Below are 17444 nucleotides of genomic sequence, written 5' to 3'. Positions count from 1 at the left end.
CGGGTGATGGCCGTGGCCGTCGACATGCGCACCTTCCTCGCCCACGTGGAGCTGGCCAACCCGGTCACCACGGCGGCGGGCTGCGCCTCAGCGGGCCGTGAGCTGGCCCAGTTCTTCGACCTGCACCGGCTGGGCGCGCTCACCACGCGCTCGGTCACCATGGCGCCGCGCGCTGGGCGGCCCACGCCCCGGATGGCCGAGACGCCCTCCGGCATGCTCAACGCCGTCGGCCTGCAGGGGCCGGGCATCGACGTCTTCCTCGAACGCGAGCTGCCCTGGCTGGCCCAGCGCGGCATCAGGACCATCGTGTCGATCGGCGGCGGCTCCGTCGCCGAATACTCCGAACTGGCCCGCAGGCTGGCCGACGCGCCCGGTGTGACCGCGCTCGAGGTCAACCTGTCGTGCCCCAACATGGAAGACCGCGGCCGCGTCTTCGCCCGCGAGGGCGGCACCGCCGCCGAGGTGATCGCCTCCGTCCGGTCGATCATGCGCTACGACGTCCCGGTCGTCGCCAAGCTGGCCCCCGACGTGGCCGACATCGTGGCCGTCGCCCGCTCCTGCGTCGACGCCGGCGCCGACGCCCTCTGCATGATCAACAACCCGCTCGGGATGGCCATCGACACCGAGACGCTGCGGCCGTCGCTGGCCGCCGTCACCGGCGGGCTGTCCGGCCCCGCCATCCTGCCGCTCGCCGTGCGCTGCGTCTGGCAGGTGCACGCCGCGCTGCCCGGCGTCCCGCTCATCGGCGTCGGCGGCGTCATGACGGGCAGGGACGCCTTCCAGCTCGTCCTGGCCGGCGCCTGCGCGGTCGGGGTGGGCACGGCGCTGTTCAACGACCCGTACGCTTGCCTGCGCATCGAGCGCGAGCTCGAAGACCTGCTGCAGGCGCGCGGCTTCCAGCGGCTGGCCGACGCGGTCGGCCTGGCCCACCGCCCGCCGGGCGGCGCCGCCCGGCACCTGCTCGTCGACACCGAGGAGAGCACCTCTTGACTCCCGCACCCATCGCCGTCGCCCTCGACGCCCCCGACCTGGAGACCGCCGCCCGGTGGGCCGGGCTGGTGACCCCGCACGTCACCACGGTGAAGGTGGGCCTGGAGCTCTACCTGCGCTACGGGCCCGACGTGATCGCCTCCGTGCGCGGGGCCAGCGGGGTCAGGGTCTTCCTCGACCTCAAGCTGCACGACATCCCCAACACCGTCGCGGGGGCCGCCGGGGCCGTCGCCCGGCTGCGGCCCTCCATCCTGACCGTGCACGCCGCCGGCGGCCCCGCCATGATCCGTGCGGCGGTGGAGGCGGCCCCGCACACCCAGATCGCCGCCGTCACCGTGCTCACCTCGCTCGCCGAGGAAGACCTGGAACGCATCGGCCTCGCCGGGCCGGCGTCCGACGCGGTCCGCCGCCTGGCCGCCCTGTCCGTGGCGGCCGGTGCCACCGCCCTGGTCTGCTCGCCGCACGAGCTGCGCGCGGTCCGCGCCGAGGTGGGCGACGACATCACCCTCATCACCCCAGGCGTCCGGCCGGCCGGCGCGGCCACCCAGGACCAGGCCCGGGTCGCCACCCCCGAACGCGCCCTCGCCGACGGTGCCGACCTCCTGGTGATCGGACGGCCCATCACCGGCTCCCCGGACCCCGGCGCCGCGGCCGCCGCCATCGCCGCCTCCCTCCGCCGCACCAGCCACGCCTGACATCCGGCGCCGCTCGTACGAGCCGTCAGGCGGGCGGCCCTGCCGCGTCCTTCACGGGATGGCGGGCGGCCTCTCCGCCGCGCCTGACTGCCGTTGGGCGGCTGTCGGCCGGAGTTGCTCGTACGGGCCCGCAGTCGGGCGGCCTGTGCCGTGTCCGTCACGGAAGGAGGGGGCCGCCTCTTTCCGCCGTGCCAGCCAGGCCTGATGCTGAGGGGCGTACGGCGGCCGGTAGCGCCCGTATGAGCATCTCCGCCGCCCCTCACCGTGGGGCGGACACCATCGGTGGTGAGTGCTTAAGGCCGCGTGAGCAGGTGGCCCCCCGATCTCCGGGTGACGGGGAGGTCTCTTGTTTGAGGGCCCGCGCGTCGAAGGGCCGTAGGACCTGATGCCCTGTGGCTTCCCGCATGGGCGGGCGATTCTGTTGGGGTGCGGGAGCGTCTTGTCTGAAGGCACGCGCGGGCTCGCGTAGAAGGCGGGGCGCCGGAGGTTCTCGTAGGGGGACGGGGTGATGCGGCGTACCGGAGGCGCGCTACCGGCGGTCTTGACACGCGATTCCACAAGGGAGCTCCGGACGGCGAGGGAAGGGCGTGAAGGGGCGCGGCGCGACTGCCTCGGGAGCCGAGATCGTCAACGCCGTGCCGGACCATCGCCGGACCCCGCCGGGCATGGCACGGCCCAGGTTTCGGACACAGGTCAGCCCCGCTTTCGGACATGGCCGGCGGGTCCGTACGTGATCATCGTAGCGCCCCTCGCGACCTCCGGGGGCGCGGTCGAGAACAGGGAAGTGGAGGCGATTTGATCAGCACTGTGTGATTTTACGGTCACCCAAAGTGATGAAGTGGATTTTGTAGCGAGAGAAACCGCTCTTGGCGTTGCTAAGGGGGCGATGACCAGCTAGTTTCCCTTCCCGTCCGAGTACATCGACAGAAATTCGAGGTGACCCGGCGTGGCTCTTCCTCCCCTGACCCCCGAGCAGCGCGCCGCAGCCCTGGAGAAGGCTGCAAAGGCCCGTAAAGAGCGTGCCGAGGTCAAGAACCGGCTCAAGCATGGCGCGGTTTCTCTGGCCGAGGTGCTCAAGGATGGGCAGACCGACGACGTCATCGGCAAGATGAAGGTGTCGGCATTGTTGGAATCGCTTCCCGGCGTGGGCAAGGTCCGCGCCAAGCAGCTGATGGAGAAGCTTGCCATCGCCGAGTCCCGCCGCGTGCGGGGCCTCGGCGCGAACCAGAGGGCCTCCCTCGAGCGCGAGTTCGGTGGCAACGAGAGCTAATCTCGATTCCACAAGAAGCGCTGGTTCGACGGGGGGTAGGAAGTGGCCGACAGGTCCTGGTCCGGCGGTGTGACGGCCCACGAGGCGGCCGGAGCCGGAAGTGGAGTCGGAGACTTCCTCCCCTCGAGCGAGAGGCGGCTGACGGTCCTGTCGGGACCGTCGGGCGTGGGCAAGTCAACGGTCGTAGCCGAGCTCCGGCGGGCGCACCCCGAGGTGTGGCTGTCGGTCTCGGTGACCACCAGGCGACCCCGTCCGGGCGAGGTGGACGGGGTCCACTACTTCTTCGTCGACGGCGAGGAGTTCGACCGGCTCGTGGAGCGGGGCGAGCTGCTCGAGTGGGCGGAGTTCGCGGGCAACCGCTACGGCACGCCGCGCCGGCCCGTGCTCGACAAGCTGGCCGCCGGCGTGCCGACCCTGCTGGAGATCGACCTCGAAGGCGCCCGGCAGGTGCGGCGCAGCATGCCGGAGGCGCTGCTGATCTTCCTGGCCCCGCCCAGCTGGGCCGAGCTGGAGAAGCGGCTGCGGGGCCGCGGCACCGAGCCCGAGGACGTCATCGCCCGCCGCCTGGACGCCGGGCGGATCGAGATGGCGGCCGAGAAGGAGTTCGACCTCTCACTGGTTAACACGGACGTCAAACTCGTGTGCCACCGGCTGATAGCCTTGATGACTGACCCTCAGGGGGTCACCGCAACCACCAACCGAGAGGTCTGATCAATCGTGGCAGGAATTGCCCCGGTCGCTGAGGGCATCACCAACCCGCCGATCGACGCGCTGCTCGACATCGTCGACAGCAAGTACTCCCTGGTGATCATGGGTGCCAAGCGCGCCCGCCAGATCAACGCCTACTACTCGCAGCTCGGCGAGGGCCTCCTCGAATACGTCGGTCCGCTGGTCGAGACCCACGCGCAGGAGAAGCCGCTGTCGATCGCGCTGCGCGAGGTCTCCGAAGGCCTGCTCAACGCCGAGCCCATCGAAGGCGCGGCCTGACCCTTTCGATGAAGGTCGTCCTTGGTGTCAGCGGCGGCATCGCCGCCTACAAGGCGTGCGAGCTGCTGCGCCTGTTCACCGAATCCGGGCACGAGGTGCGGGTGGTCCCCACCCGCGACGCCCTAAGGTTCGTCGGAGAGCCCACCTGGGCCGCCCTGTCGGGCAACCCGGTGACGACCGACGTCTGGGAGTCCGTCCACGAGGTGCCCCACGTGCGCATCGGCCAGGCGGCCGACCTCGTCGTGGTCGCGCCCGCCACGGCCGACGTGCTGGCCAAGGCGGCCCACGGGCTCGCCGGTGACCTGCTCACCAACACGTTGCTGACCGCGCGCTGCCCGGTGGTGTTCGCGCCCGCGATGCACACCGAGATGTGGCAGCATCCGGCCACCCGCGCCAACGTCGCCACCTTGCGCGAGCGCGGATCGGTCGTGATCGACCCGGCCGTCGGCCGGCTCACCGGCGCCGACACGGGCCCCGGGCGGCTGCCCGACCCCGCCGAGATCTTCCAGGTCTGCGTGCGCGCGCTGCGCGGCCGCCCGCTCGACCTCGCCGGCCACAGGGTCGTCGTCTCCGCCGGCGGCACCCGCGAGGCCATCGACCCGGTCCGCTACATCGGCAACCGCTCCTCCGGCCTTCAGGGGTACGCGCTCGCGCGCACCGCCGTGGCCAGGGGCGCCGAGGTGACGCTGGTGGCCGCCAACGTGACGCTGCCCGACCCGGCCGGCGCCGCGGTCGTGCGCGTCGGGTCGGCCGCCGAGCTGCGGGAGGCGGTGCTCGCCGCGGCCGACGACGCCGACGTGGTGGTGATGGCCGCCGCGGTCGCCGACTTCCGGCCCGCCGAGCGCCACGACGCCAAGATCAAGAAGACGGACGGCGAGCCCGCCCCCATCCACCTGGCCAAGAACCCCGATATCCTGGCCGAGCTGGGCAGCCGTCGCAAGGAGCGGGGCGGGGGTTCGCCCCGGGTGCTCGTCGGGTTCGCCGCCGAGACCCACGACGTGCTCGCCAACGGCCAGGCCAAGCTCGCCCGCAAGGGCTGCGACCTGCTCGTCGTCAACGAGGTCGGCGAGAGTCTCGCCTTCGGCACCCCCGACAACGCGGCCACCATCCTGGTGGCGGGGGGCGAGCCGGTCGAGGTCCCGCGCGGTCCCAAGGACGACATCGCCGACGCCGTCTGGGACGCCGTCGCCCCCCGGCTGCGCTGATCTCTTTTCCGCCCGTGCGGCGCCGGGGAAGGTGACCGTTCCTCCTCGCGGGACGTACGGGACAAATGGGTTAGAACGATTGCCCTATCACCTGTTGCAGCTTTCCGGAATGCCTGCTGATACTGGGGCGAAGGGGGGCGGCATGCCGGTGAATTCTGCTGTCAGAGACCGCTGCAGGACTGTTATGGGACACAAAGGCGCGATCCGCTACGTGTTCCCCGCGCTGTCCGTCGGGCCGGGCGGCTCGGCCAACTTCCTGATCGTGGTCACGGACCTGGCCGTGGCGGTGCTGTCCACGCGGATGTTCCGCGGCGACCGGCCGATCTCGGTGTACGCGATGTACCCGCGCGACACGCGGCTCGGGCCGATCACGCTGGCGCCGGGGCCCGTCATCGAACTGGGGGAGATGACCTTCGAGTTCGACGACGAATACGCCGCCGTGGTCGCCGCCGCCGACGCGGAGGTGTTCGCGCCCGAGACGCTTCCCCCGGATCCCCTTCCCCACCTCTGACCGGGGCGGGCTCCTTTTCGTACTTACGCTGGCTCCCTCGTACTTACGCTGGCTCCTTCGTTCGTACGCGGGCTCCTTCGTCCGTACGCGGTCGGCAGCCATCGCCGCCGGGCGGGCCGAGCGCTCGCGGAGTGACTGAGGGCCACCGCCCGCGGTGACACGCCCGATGGGGCGGAACCGCTGGAGCGTGGCATGGGCCGCGCAGGAGGGATCCCCGGCGTAACGATCGTGGACGGTTTCGCGGCGAGGCGCCGGGTACGGCTAGACTTCTGCGAGGCTCTGGCGTGCCAACCCGTCTTGAGCCCTTAAATCCGTCAGCAGCCGCTGCATGAGGAGCCACTGAGTTGTCACGTCGCCTGTTCACCTCCGAGTCGGTCACCGAGGGCCATCCGGACAAGATCGCCGACCAGATCAGTGACGCGATCCTGGACGCCATGCTCAAGGACGACCACAAGAGCCGGGTCGCCGTCGAGACGATGATCACCACCGGCCAGGTCCACGTCGCGGGCGAGGTGACGACCGAGACCTATGTCGACATTCCCGGCGTCATCCGGGAGAAGATCCTGGAGATCGGCTACGACGCCTCCTACAAGGGCTTCGACGGCGCCTCCTGCGGCGTGTCGGTGTCCATCGGAGCGCAGTCGCCCGACATCGCCCAGGGTGTCGACGACGCCTACGAGCACCGCGTCGAGGGTGACGTCGACGAGCTCGACCGCCAGGGCGCGGGCGACCAGGGGCTGATGTTCGGCTACGCCTGCCGCGAGACGCCCGAGCTGATGCCGCTGCCGATCATGCTCGCCCACCGCCTGGCCCTGCGCCTGTCCGAGGTCCGCAAGTCCGGCACCGTGCCCTACCTCCGCCCCGACGGCAAGACCCAGGTCACGGTCGAGTACGACGGCGACCGGCCGGTCCGCCTCGACACCGTGGTGGTCTCCACCCAGCACGCCGCCGAGATCGACCTCAAGGAGATGCTGACCCCCGACATCAAGGAGCACGTCGTCGACGTCGTGCTCGCGGGGCTCGACATCGAGACCGACGGCTACCGCCTGCTGGTCAACCCGACCGGCCGCTTCGAGATCGGCGGCCCGATGGGCGACGCCGGCCTCACCGGCCGCAAGATCATCATCGACACCTACGGCGGCGCGGCCCGTCACGGTGGCGGCGCGTTCTCCGGCAAGGACCCGTCCAAGGTCGACCGCTCGGCCGCCTACGCCATGCGCTGGGTCGCCAAGAACGTCGTGGCCGCCGGGCTCGCCGACCGCTGCGAGGTCCAGGTCGCGTACGCGATCGGCAAGGCCGAGCCCGTCGGCCTGTTCGTCGAGTGCTTCGGCACCGAGAAGCTGCCGGTGGAGAAGATCCAGACGGCCGTCCTCGACGTGTTCGACCTGCGTCCCGCGGCGATCATCCGCGACCTCGACCTGCTGCGGCCGATCTACTCCGAGACCGCCGCCTACGGCCACTTCGGCCGCGAGGGCTTCTCCTGGGAGTCCACCGACCGCGCCGAGACCCTCCGCACGGCCGCCGGCCTCTGACACCCGGCACCTCGGGAGCTCCCGCGCCCTCCCGGCGCAGGCGCTCCCGCAGGGCTGCCTCCCTTCCCGGGCCTGGCGTTCTGTAAGGGTTGCTCCGGTCCTGTGCCTGGCGCTCCGGGAAGGTTGTTTCCGTCCTGTGCGTCGTGCGGCGGGAGGGTTCTTTCCCTCCTGTGCGTGTGTGGCGGGAGGGCCGCCGTCCCTGCTCGCCGCCTACGGCCGCTTCGGCCGCGAGGGCTCCTTCTGCGAGTCCACCGACCCGCGCCGAAATCCTCCGCACCGCCGCCGGCCTTTGACATCCGGCACCCTCGGGAGCTCCCCGCCCCTGGAAGCTCCCGCGCCCCTTGGCGCAAGTGCTCCCGTAGAGCTGCCTCCTCCCGCGCCGGGCGCGCCGGGAGGGTTGCTTCGGTTCTGTGTCGTGGTGCGTCGGGAAGGTTGTTTCCGTCCGTGCCGTGGTGCGTCGGGGGGCCTGCTTTCCCTCTTGTGCCTGGCGCTCTCGATGGGTTGTTTTCGTCCTGTGCCTGGCGCCGTGACGGGTGTTGCCGTCCTGCACTCGGCGCTCTGGGAGAGCTGCCCCCTCCCGCACTCGGCGCTCCGGGAAGGTTGCTTCCGGCCTGCGCCCGGTGCTCCCGAAAGGATGCCGGGCCTTCCGCGCTCGGTGCCACGAGAGGTTGTCGTGTTTTCGGCGTAGGGGCGTTTTCGCCAGGTTCGTCGCGCCTTCGGTGCTTGGTGGGACTGAGGGACGCTCCTTCGGGGCTCGGGCTCTGTCGTGGGGTTCGATGCCGCCGTCTCCGTGGTCTGTCCCGCGATGTGGCGGCGGGCCGATCATGTGATGTGCACGACCGTTCGTGCAGGGTCCGCGCCGTCGAAGGAAGTCCTTCCCCTGAATGCCTCAGCGCGGCCACCCTGTCATGAGCGGCTGACCGCGAGGCTGCGGCTGCTCGGCTTGCTTCGTCCTCGCCGTCGGGCCACGGCCAGGTTCGGCGCCCGCTCCCGAGTGGGTCCTTGGGCGAGGGCTGGTCGGGGCAGGCAGGTCTGCGGGAAGGGTCGGGCGTTCCCGGCCGTCGCGTCTGGTAGACGTAGTGCGTGACCGACTCCGACGACGCGCTCCTGCCGCTCGACGCCGTGCGGCCCGCGGCGTCGCCGAAAGGGGCCAAGGGAGCCGTCGTCCCCGCCGCCGAGCTGCCCGTCGCCCGGGTGGCCGTGGACAACCCGCTGCCTCACCTGGACCGGCCGTTCGACTACCTGGTGCCCGCCGCCATGCACGACACGGCGCGGCCGGGGGTGCGGGTGCGGGTGCGGTTCGCGGGCAAGCTGGTCGACGGGTTCCTGCTGGAGCGGGCCGGGCAGAGCGACCACGCGGGCAAGCTGACGCCGCTCGAACGCGTCGTCTCACCTGAGCAGGTGCTGACGCCCGAGGTCGCGGGGCTGGCCCGGGCTGTGGCCGACCGCTACGCGGGCACGCTGGGCGACGTCCTCCGCCTCGCGATCCCGCCCCGCCACGCCAGGACGGAGGCCGCCACCCGCCCCGTTCCCGAAACCTCGGGCGAGCAGGCCGCGTCCGAGCGGGAACCAGAACCTCAGGATGCTCCCGATGCGGGGACGTGGGCGGACTATCCGATGGGGCCGTCGTTCATCGACGCGCTGCGCAACGGGAGGGCGCCGCGCGCGGTGTGGACGGCACTGCCCGGCGGGGGCGGATGGGCGACGGGGTTCGCCGAAGCCGTGCGGGCGACCCTGGAAGGGGGCAGGGGCGCGCTGGCCGTGGTGCCCGACGGCAAGGACGTGGCGCTGCTCGACGAGGAGCTCAGCCGGGCGCTGGGGCCCGGACGGCACGTGGCGCTCACCTCGGACCTGGGCCCGGCCGAGCGGTACCGGCGGTGGCTGAGCGTGCTGCGCGGGCAGGCTCGGGCGGTGGTGGGCACGCGGGCGGCGATGTTCGCGCCCGTCGACCGGCTCGGGCTGGTGGCGGTCTGGGACGACGGGGACGACCTGCACGCCGAACGGCTGGCCCCGTACCCGCACGCCCGTGAGGTGCTCGGGCTGCGCGCGCACCGGACCGGCGCGGCCATGCTGATCGGCGGATACGCGCGTACGGCCGAGGCCACGCAGCTCATCGCGGCCCGGTGGGCGCGGCCGATCGTGGCCGCGAGGCAGGAGATCAGGCGCAGGGCGCCGCGCGTGCGCGCCGCGGGGGAGGACGCCGAGCTGGCCAGGGACCAGGCGGCGCGGGCGGCGAGGCTGCCCAGCGTGGCGTGGCGGGTGCTGCGTCAGGGCCTGGACCACGGGCCCGTCCTGGTGCAGGTCCCCAGACGGGGATACCTGCCCGCGCTGGCGTGCGCGCACTGCCGCGCCCCCGCCCGGTGCGCCCACCCGCCGACCCGCATGAGCGCCCTGGAATGGGCCGGCCCGCCCTCCGGTGAGGGACAGCTCCCGTACGAGGAGACCGGGGAGGGCACGGCCGGATCGCGTCAGGACACGTACGGGGAGGCGGGGCGCGGGGCGCGGGACGCGGCTCCGGGCGGGTCACGCCGTGGCGTGCCCGACGGCGGAGAAGCGGGCGGCGGGTCGCGGGACGCGGTTCCGGGTGGCTCACGTCATGGTGGGGAAGCACCGGCTCCGGACGGGGCGCGTCGCGGCGGGCCCGACGGCGGGGAAGCGGGGCCTGGGGAGGGGGGCCGGGGGGCCGAGGAGTTCTGTCACGGGCCGCTGGCGCTGCGCACCGGGCATGCGGCGCCCTACTGCCGCTGGTGCGGGCGGGTCGACGCCGCCTGGAAGTGCCCGGCCTGCGGAAGCCACCGGCTGCGTGCCGTGGTGGTGGGAGCCCGGCGCACCGCGGAGGAGCTGGGCAGGGCGTTCCCGTCCGTGCCGGTGCGGACGTCGGGGCGGGACGGGGTGCTGGCCCGGCTGCCCGCCGGTCCCGCGCTGGTGGTGGCCACGCCGGGGGCGGAGCCGGTCGCCGAGGGCGGGTACGCGGCGGCCGTGCTGCTCGACGGGTGGGCGCTGCTGGGCCGGGCCGACCTGCGGGCGGGGGAGGAGGCGGTGCGCCGGTGGATGAACGCCGCCGCCCTGCTCCGCCCGGCCGCCGAGCTCGTGGTGCTCGCCGACGCCGCGCTGCCCGCCGTGCAGGCGCTGGTGCGCTGGGACCCGGTCACGCACGCAGAACGCGAACTCGCCGACCGCGCCGAGCTGGGCTTCCCGCCCGCGGTGCGGATGGCCACGCTCACCGGCGCGGCCTCGGCCGTGCGGCAGATGCTGGAGGAGTCCCGCCTGCCTGGGGGAGCGCAGGTGCTCGGCCCGGTGCCGGTCGACGACGCGGGCCGGGAACGCGCCATGGTACGGGTGCCGCGCGGTGGAGGTGCCGCTCTGGCCGCCGCGCTCAAAGGGGCCAGCGGGGTGCGTGCCGCGAGAAAGGCAGCAGAGGTGGTGAAGGTGTGTGTCGACCCCCTCGACCTGATTTAGACCGTTTCCCCGATTCGCTCATCCGTAAGCCAGCCGTTAGCGTGCCTGTGTGTCGATCGAATGGGTGAACTCGGCCATCGACGACCTGCGCGCCTGGGGGCGCGCCCGGGGCGTCGAGGTGGACGCGGACGAGGTCCGCTTGCTCTGCGACTACGCCAGCGACTACCTGAACGTCAACAAGCTCGCCGACTTCACGCCCGCCACGTTCGACGAGCTGCTGCTGTCCATCTATCCGCGCAAGGTCATCGCGCCCCCGGAGAGCGCCGAGGAGACCGTGGCGGCCGGGCGCACGCTCGTCCGCTACCTGCAGGAGTCGGGCGAGGTCGGCGACGAGACCGCCGCCGCCATGCGCGAGCGGCTGGCCGACATCGAGACCCGCATGCCCGACGCCCTGGCCGACACGGCCAACTTCGGCATGGCCAAGAGCCTGTTCAGCTCCATCGGGCCCGAATCCCTGGAGCAGTCCATCGCCATCCCGTCCGGTGAGGTGCCCGATCTGGGGGAGGCGCCCTGCGACTGCCCCGGCTGCACCCCGCGTCCCGCCGTCCGGCCGGCCACGCCCGAGGAGCTGGAGGCGGAGCTGCGCGGCGTCCCGCTCCTGGCCGCGCTCGACCGCGGCGCGGTCCCCTACCTGGAAGGGCTGCGCGCGCCCGGCGGCCCGCTGGGCAGGTGGGCGGCCGTCGTGGCCCACCTGATGGAGGGCGACACGGGCGGCGGGGTCACCGGCTCGGCGGGCGTCGACGAGGAGCTCTACGACCTGTTCGACATGCTCTACCGGGTGCAGGCCCCGGTGCCCGCCGAGGTGATCGGCGAATACCTGGAGGAGCTCGTCGAGGAGGAGGTGGACGTGCCCGCCGTGCTCGCCCGCCTTGCCTGGTGCGGCCTCGTACGCCTCACCGGAGACGGCGCCCACCCTGCGGCCGGGCTCACCCCCGCCGCCGTGTGGGCGCTGCGCGAGCACTACCTCGCGCTCGGACTCGACGCGCCGCAGGCGCCCGACCTGGCCGAGGCCGACGCGCGCGGGCTCATCGAAGGGCTGCTCGACGGCGTGCCTGCCGAGCTGGCCGAGTCCGACATCGACCGCTGGCTGGCCGCCAGGAGCCCCGAGGAGGCCGCGGCCGAGCTGTTCGACGCCGCCTCGGGAGCGCCCGCCGTCGCCCGCGGGATCGCCGTCACCATCGTCGACCGGCTCGGCGCCGGGGCCGAGCCCGCGGTGCGCGGCGGCCTCGACGACCCCGAGCTCCGGCCGCACGCCATCCACTGGCTCATCTCGCGCGGCCTGCCCGCCCCGCATCTCACCCACGACGAGCTGCTCTGGGTCAGCGTCGACATGCTCGCGCTGGCGATGCCGCACGCCCAGGAGGCCCCGGAGATCTTCGCCGAGAACATGGGCGCCTCGGGCCCGCCCGCCCACCTGATCGAGGAGATGTGGCAGGTGGACCATCCCGACGTGGTCGAGGTCCTGGAGCTGCTCGGGCGCTCGCTGCCCGACACCACGACGGCCAAGGCCGCGCGCAAGGCCGCTTTCAAGGCACGCTCGCGGGCCATCCGTTGAGTACGCCTCTGTGACTCACGTGCAGTAAGTTTCGTGGGTGGCAAACAACGTCTTCGACCTCGCCGAGCTGCGCAAGCTGATCGATGAGCAGGCCGCTCCGCCGGGGCCGCCTGAGGAGACGCCCGTGGAGCACGAGGCGCTCACCTTCCCGCCCGTCACCCTCGCCGACGACGCCGAGCTGGCGAGGGCGGTTCCCCAGGTGCCGCTCGTCGCCGACGCGGTGCGCCTGGCCGGCTGGACGGGCACCCGCCCCGTCACCCCCGAGGGCCTGCCGACCGAGGCCGACGCCGCGGCCGCCGCCGCCGAGCTCGGGCTCGACCCCTCCCGCCTGCGCCTCGTCTGGATCGTCGCCGTCAACACCGGCCTGCTCCAGATCCTCGGCGGCCGCGCCTCCCGCGGTCCGCTGCCGCAGCGGCTGACCGTCGAGGCCACGCTCGAGTTCTGGGACGGCGTGGTCATGGACGTCCTCGACCGCGCGGACGAGGGCCTGACCGGCTCCGCCGTCGTCGACGGCCACCTGGCCGAGATGCTCGCCACGATCTACTCCGTACGGTCCGGCGTCGCGGTCGCCAACCTGGCCCGCGGCATCCTGCAGTCCCACGAGGTCGCCTGCGCCCCGGGCGAGACCGGGATGCGACGGATGGCCGCCGACCTGCCCGGCGAGCTGCTGCAGGCGCTGTCGCTGCTGGCCTACTGCGGCGTGGTCGAGCAGACCGCCGCCGGCCGCACCGCGCTCACCCCGCTCGGCGTCTGGGCCATCAGGCGCGACCTGCTGCGCGAGGGCCACGACGCGCCCACCTCCGCGGAGGTCGAGGTGTTCGCCGACCTGACCGCCGCCGAGCTGGTCGACGCCCTGGTCAGCGGGTCCGCCACGCAGAGCGCGGTGGCGGGGTGGCTGGAGCGCCGCCCGCCCGAGGAGGCCGCGCGCGAGCTGATCGCCATCGCCGCCGAGGGCACCGCCGGCCGGCGCGGCGCGGTGGGAGCCGTCCTGGAGGAGCTCGGCCCCGAGGCCGAGTCGCCCCTGCGCGAGGCGCTCGATCTGCCGCTCATGCGCCGCTACGCCGCCTCCTGGCTGCACATCCGCGACCTCGACGCGCCCCCGCTCAGCCCTGAGGACCACACCTGGATCGCCGTCGACTCGCTGGCCGCCCTCATGCATCTGTCCGGTCACGCCGCCGACCGGCTCGACACGCCCGAACCCCGCGAGGACCTCATCCGCCTCGTCGCCGAGATGCCCTCCGTCGGCCACCCCGACACCGTCGCCGTGCTCGACATGCTCGCCCGCGCCCACGGCGACGAGGCCGTCGTCAAGGCCGCGCGCAAAGCGGCGATGAAGGCTCGCTCGTTCGCCCACTAAACTGAGCTGATCCCTCGAAGAAACGGAGTGACCCTTGGCGATCCAGGCGATCCGGCTGTTCGGAGACCCGGTGCTGCGCACGCCGGCGGCTCCGGTGGTCGACTTCGACAAGGAGCTCCGCAAGCTCGTCAAAGACCTCACCGACACGATGATGGACGCGCCGGGCGCCGGCCTCGCCGCCCCGCAGATCGGCGTCGGGCTGCGGGTGTTCACCTATTACGTGGACGACCAGCTGGGCCACCTCATCAACCCCGACCTCGACCTGTCCAGCGAGCTCGACGAGGAGGGCGAGGAGGGCTGCCTGTCCTTCCCCGGCCTGTCCTTCCCGACGCCCCGCGCGATCCGCGCCGTCGCCAAGGGATTCGACATGCACGGGGAGCCGGTCGTGCTGGAGGGCACCGACCTGATGGCGCGCTGCTTCCAGCACGAGACCGACCACCTCGACGGCATCCTGTTCATCGACCGGATGGACCCCAAGCAGCGCAAGCTCGCGATGAAGGCCGTGCGCGAGGCCGAGTGGAGCGGGCTGCAGGCGCCCGCGGTCAAGTTCTCGCCCCACCCGACCGGCGGAAAGGCTCTCTGACGATGCGGCTGGTCTTCGCCGGCACCCCGGAGACGGCGCTGCCGTCGCTGCGCGCCCTGCTCGACTCGCCGCGTCACGAGGTCGTCGCGGTCGTCACCCGCCCCGACGCCCAGTCGGGGCGCGGACGCAAGGTGCATCCGTCGCCGGTGGCCGAGCTGGCCGAGGAGAGCGGCATCGAGGTGCTGCGCCCGGTCAAGGCAGGCGACCCCGCCTTCCTCGACCGGCTGCGCGCCCTGGAGCCCGACTGCTGCCCCGTCGTCGCGTACGGCGCGCTGCTGCCGCAGGCCGCGCTCGACATCCCCCGGCACGGCTGGGTCAACCTCCACTTCTCGATCCTGCCGGCCTGGCGCGGCGCCGCCCCCGTGCAGCACGCCGTGCTCCACGGCGACGAGATCACCGGCGCGACCACGTTCCGCATCGTCAAGGAGCTCGACGCCGGTCCGGTCTTCGGCGTCGTCACCGAGGAGGTCAGGCCAGGCGACACCAGCGGCGCCCTGCTCGAACGGCTGTCGGTCTCCGGCGCCGGGCTGCTCGCCGCCACCCTCGACGGCATCGAGGACGGCAAGCTGGAGGCACGCCCGCAGCCGTCCGAAGGGGTGAGCCTCGCTCCCAAGATCAGCGTTGAGGACGCCCGCGTCGACTGGTCCGCCCCCGCCATGAGGATCGACCGGCTCATCCGCGCCTGCACCCCCGGCCCGGGGGCATGGGCCGAGTTCCGCGGCCAGCGGGTCAAGCTCGGCCCGGTGCGCGTCGCCGCCGGAGAGGAGCGCCTCGCCCCTGGCGAGCTGGCGGCCGGCAAGCACCGCGTCCTGGCCGGCACCGCCACCGACCCGGTCGAGCTGGGCGAGGTCCAGCCCCAGGGCAAGCGCCTGATGAGCGCGGTCGAGTGGGCCCGCGGCGTTCGCCCGGAGGCCCGGGAGTGCCTCCGGTGAGCGACCAGATCTGTCGAGACGGTGCGCCCGGCCGTGAGGCGGACGCCCCGCGGGGCGTGACCGCCGGGCTCGCGGAGCTCGGAGCGAAGGAAGCCCGGCCTCGTCGATGCGCGGGCGTCGCCGGCCGAGGCGTGACGGAAAGTCGGAGGGCATGAGACCACGGGGTGCCGCGGGCAGGGGCGGTGCGGGAAGGCCGCGCAGGCCGGTGCGCGACCAGGCGCGCAACACCGCCTTCGACGTCATGCGCGCCGTGGGGGAGCGCGACGCGTACGCCAACCTGCTCCTGCCGCGGCTCCTGCGGGAGCGCGGCATCGGGGGGCGCGACGCGGCGCTCGCCACGGAGCTGACCTACGGGACGCTGCGCGGGCTCGGCACCTACGACGCGATCATCGAGGTGTGCGGCGACCGCGCGCCCGACCCGGCGGTGCGCGACGCGCTGCGGCTGGGCGCCCACCAGCTGCTGAAGATGCGCGTCCCGCCGCACGCCGCCGTCGGCACCAGCGTCGACCTGGTACGACTGCGCGTCGGGCAGGGGGCGGCCAAGTTCGTCAACGCGGTGCTGCGCAAGATCGCCGGGCGGACGCTGGAGGAGTGGGTGGCGATCGTCGCGCCCGACCCCGAGCGTGACCCGGCGGGTCACCTGGCCGTCGCCCACAGCCACCCGCGCTGGGTGGTGACCGCCTTCCGCGACGCGCTGGGCGAGGACGCCGCGGAGACCGCGGATCTGATGGCCGCCGACAACGACCGTCCGCTGGTGACGCTGGTGGCGCGTCCCGGGCGCTCCTCGGCGAAGGAGCTGCGCGACGCGGGGGCCGAGCCCGCCCGCTACTCCCCGTACGGGGCCTACCTGCCCGAAGGCGACCCCGGCCAGATCGCGGCGGTGGCCGAGACCCGGGCCGCGGTGCAGGACGAGGCCAGCCAGCTCGTGACGCTCGCCCTCACCCGCGTCCCGCTCGACGGCCGCGACGAGCGCTGGCTCGACCTGTGCGCGGGCCCGGGCGGCAAGGCGGGCCTTCTCGACGCCATCGCGACCCACGGCGACCTCGAAGGACTCGCGGCCCCGTCGGCCCAGCGAGGCGAGGAGGGGCCGGGTGGCGGAGCGCCCCGCGCGTTCCCCGGTGGGGCGTGGGTGATGGCCAGTGACGTGCAGCACCATCGGGCGCGGCTGGTGTTGCAGACCACGGACGACGCGCTGGTGATCACCGCTGACGGCACCGCGCCGGCGTGGCGGCCGGGGGCGTTCGACCGGGTCATGCTCGACGCTCCCTGCACCGGGCTGGGGGCGCTGCGGCGCCGGCCGGAGGCGCGGTGGCGGCGCGAGCCGTCGAGCGTCGCCGAGCTGAGCCGGCTCCAGCGGGAGCTGCTCGGCACCGCGCTGGACTCGGTCAGGCCCGGCGGGGTCGTCGCCTACGTCACCTGCTCGCCGCACCTGGCCGAGACCCGGGTGGTGGTGGGCGACGTGCTGGCCCGCAGGGACGACGTGGAGCAGCTCGACGCACGCGACTACCTGCCGGGGATCGACGGGCTCGGCGAGGGGCCGCACGCGCAGTTCTGGCCGCACCGGCACGGCACCGACGCGATGTTCCTGTCCCTGCTCCGCAAGCGCCCGTGACCGGCGAGGTCCTCTCGACGCGGAAGTGAGACGGCCCGCTGGGCGGGGCAGGGACACCGGCACCCAATAGACTCGGGGCATCATGGCCGTACAGATCTCTCCCAGCATCCTCTCCGCCGACTTCGCGCGGCTCGCCGACGAGGCCGCCGCGGTGCCGAACGCCGACTGGCTGCACGTGGATGTCATGGACTACCACTTCGTCCCCAACCTGACCCTCGGGCTGCCCGTGGTCGAGGCGCTGCGCAAGGCGACCTCGCTGCCGCTCGACTGCCACCTCATGATCGACGACCCCGACCGGTGGGCGCCCTCGTACGCGGAAGCGGGGGCGGGGAGCGTGACCATCCACGCGGAGGCGTCCTCGGCCCCCGTGCGCACCCTGCGGGAGATCCGGTCGCTGGGCGCCAGGGCGGGGCTCGCGCTCAACCCGGCCACCGCCGTGGAGCCGTACGAGGATCTCCTCCGCGAGATCGACATGCTGCTGCTGATGACGGTGGAGCCCGGGTTCGGCGGGCAGTCGTTCCTCGACATGGTGCTGCCGAAGATCCGGCGGGCCCGGGACCTCATCGAGCGGCACGGCGGCCAGGTGTGGCTCCAGGTCGACGGCGGCATCGCCGGCGACACCATCGAGCGGTGCGCGGTGGCGGGAGCCGACGTGTTCGTGGCGGGCAACGCCGTCTACGGCGCCGACGACCCGGCCGCGGCGATCGACTCGCTGCGCGCCCTGGCCGACGGGGCGTCCTGACCGGCCCCCGCCAC

The 17444-nt window shown here is 73.4% G+C and carries 15 protein-coding genes; all 15 read left to right on the top strand.

The window, feature by feature from the left end; all coding sequences use genetic code 11:
- Positions 1–6 precede the first annotated feature (6 nt).
- The 15 genes from ACIBF7_RS13070 (at position 7) to rpe (ending at position 17430) form a co-directional block, all read left to right on the top strand.
- Complete coding sequence (locus ACIBF7_RS13070; RefSeq protein WP_148032723.1) at positions 7–990, top strand: dihydroorotate dehydrogenase; 984 nt, start codon at positions 7–9, stop codon at positions 988–990.
- Entirely contained in the window at positions 987–1685 is a 699-nt protein-coding gene (gene pyrF, locus ACIBF7_RS13065; RefSeq protein WP_148032722.1) for an orotidine-5'-phosphate decarboxylase, read from the top strand. Before ACIBF7_RS13070 ends, pyrF begins: the two co-directional genes overlap by 4 nt.
- 946 nt (positions 1686–2631) lie before the next feature.
- Positions 2632–2955, top strand: a complete 324-nt coding sequence (gene mihF, locus ACIBF7_RS13060) for an integration host factor, actinobacterial type (RefSeq protein WP_148032721.1) — start codon at positions 2632–2634, stop codon at positions 2953–2955.
- A gap of 69 nt (positions 2956–3024) precedes the next feature.
- Positions 3025–3666, top strand: coding sequence for a guanylate kinase (gmk, locus tag ACIBF7_RS13055; RefSeq protein WP_148034746.1), 642 nt, complete (start codon positions 3025–3027; stop codon positions 3664–3666).
- A gap of 6 nt (positions 3667–3672) precedes the next feature.
- On the top strand, positions 3673–3942 hold the full coding sequence (gene rpoZ / locus ACIBF7_RS13050) for a DNA-directed RNA polymerase subunit omega (RefSeq protein ID WP_049577463.1): 270 nt from the start codon (positions 3673–3675) through the stop codon (positions 3940–3942).
- 8 nt (positions 3943–3950) lie between these two features.
- The gene (gene coaBC / locus ACIBF7_RS13045; protein WP_397197157.1) at positions 3951–5147 is read left to right on the top strand and encodes a bifunctional phosphopantothenoylcysteine decarboxylase/phosphopantothenate--cysteine ligase CoaBC; all 1197 of its coding nucleotides are present in this window, start codon (positions 3951–3953) and stop codon (positions 5145–5147) included.
- A gap of 184 nt (positions 5148–5331) precedes the next feature.
- Positions 5332–5658, top strand: coding sequence for a hypothetical protein (locus ACIBF7_RS13040; RefSeq protein WP_246639248.1), 327 nt, complete (start codon positions 5332–5334; stop codon positions 5656–5658).
- A 344-nt stretch (positions 5659–6002) separates the two neighbouring features.
- The gene (metK, locus tag ACIBF7_RS13035) at positions 6003–7190 is read left to right on the top strand and encodes a methionine adenosyltransferase (protein WP_148032718.1); all 1188 of its coding nucleotides are present in this window, start codon (positions 6003–6005) and stop codon (positions 7188–7190) included.
- Positions 7191–8273: 1083 nt separating this feature from the next.
- Positions 8274–10649, top strand: a complete 2376-nt coding sequence (locus tag ACIBF7_RS13030; RefSeq protein WP_397197156.1) for a primosomal protein N' — start codon at positions 8274–8276, stop codon at positions 10647–10649.
- Positions 10650–10698: 49 nt separating this feature from the next.
- Entirely contained in the window at positions 10699–12204 is a 1506-nt protein-coding gene (locus tag ACIBF7_RS13025; protein WP_148032716.1) for a hypothetical protein, read from the top strand.
- Between the two features lie 37 nt (positions 12205–12241).
- On the top strand, positions 12242–13561 hold the full coding sequence (locus ACIBF7_RS13020) for a hypothetical protein (protein ID WP_148032715.1): 1320 nt from the start codon (positions 12242–12244) through the stop codon (positions 13559–13561).
- Positions 13562–13595: 34 nt separating this feature from the next.
- Positions 13596–14144, top strand: coding sequence for a peptide deformylase (gene def, locus ACIBF7_RS13015; RefSeq protein WP_148032714.1), 549 nt, complete (start codon positions 13596–13598; stop codon positions 14142–14144).
- 2 nt (positions 14145–14146) lie between these two features.
- Positions 14147–15076, top strand: coding sequence for a methionyl-tRNA formyltransferase (gene fmt, locus ACIBF7_RS13010; protein ID WP_148032713.1), 930 nt, complete (start codon positions 14147–14149; stop codon positions 15074–15076).
- Between the two features lie 151 nt (positions 15077–15227).
- Complete coding sequence (locus ACIBF7_RS13005; protein ID WP_397197155.1) at positions 15228–16688, top strand: RsmB/NOP family class I SAM-dependent RNA methyltransferase; 1461 nt, start codon at positions 15228–15230, stop codon at positions 16686–16688.
- An 82-nt stretch (positions 16689–16770) separates the two neighbouring features.
- The gene (rpe, locus tag ACIBF7_RS13000) at positions 16771–17430 is read left to right on the top strand and encodes a ribulose-phosphate 3-epimerase (RefSeq protein ID WP_148032711.1); all 660 of its coding nucleotides are present in this window, start codon (positions 16771–16773) and stop codon (positions 17428–17430) included.
- Positions 17431–17444: the final 14 nt, after the last annotated feature.

Source organism: Nonomuraea sp. NPDC050478 (genome assembly GCF_044458265.1).
Taxonomy (GTDB): Bacteria; Actinomycetota; Actinomycetes; order Streptosporangiales; family Streptosporangiaceae; genus Nonomuraea; species Nonomuraea ferruginea.
This window is presented reverse-complemented; position numbering and strand designations above follow the sequence as displayed.

Coding starts and splice junctions, on each gene's coding strand:
- ACIBF7_RS13070 (WP_148032723.1), top strand. CDS start 7: ATGGCCGTGGCCGTCGACATGCGCACCTTCCTCGCCCACGTGGAGCTG.
- coaBC (WP_397197157.1), top strand. CDS start 3,951: ATGAAGGTCGTCCTTGGTGTCAGCGGCGGCATCGCCGCCTACAAGGCG.
- ACIBF7_RS13040 (WP_246639248.1), top strand. CDS start 5,332: ATGGGACACAAAGGCGCGATCCGCTACGTGTTCCCCGCGCTGTCCGTC.
- fmt (WP_148032713.1), top strand. CDS start 14,147: ATGCGGCTGGTCTTCGCCGGCACCCCGGAGACGGCGCTGCCGTCGCTG.
- ACIBF7_RS13005 (WP_397197155.1), top strand. CDS start 15,228: ATGAGACCACGGGGTGCCGCGGGCAGGGGCGGTGCGGGAAGGCCGCGC.
- rpe (WP_148032711.1), top strand. CDS start 16,771: ATGGCCGTACAGATCTCTCCCAGCATCCTCTCCGCCGACTTCGCGCGG.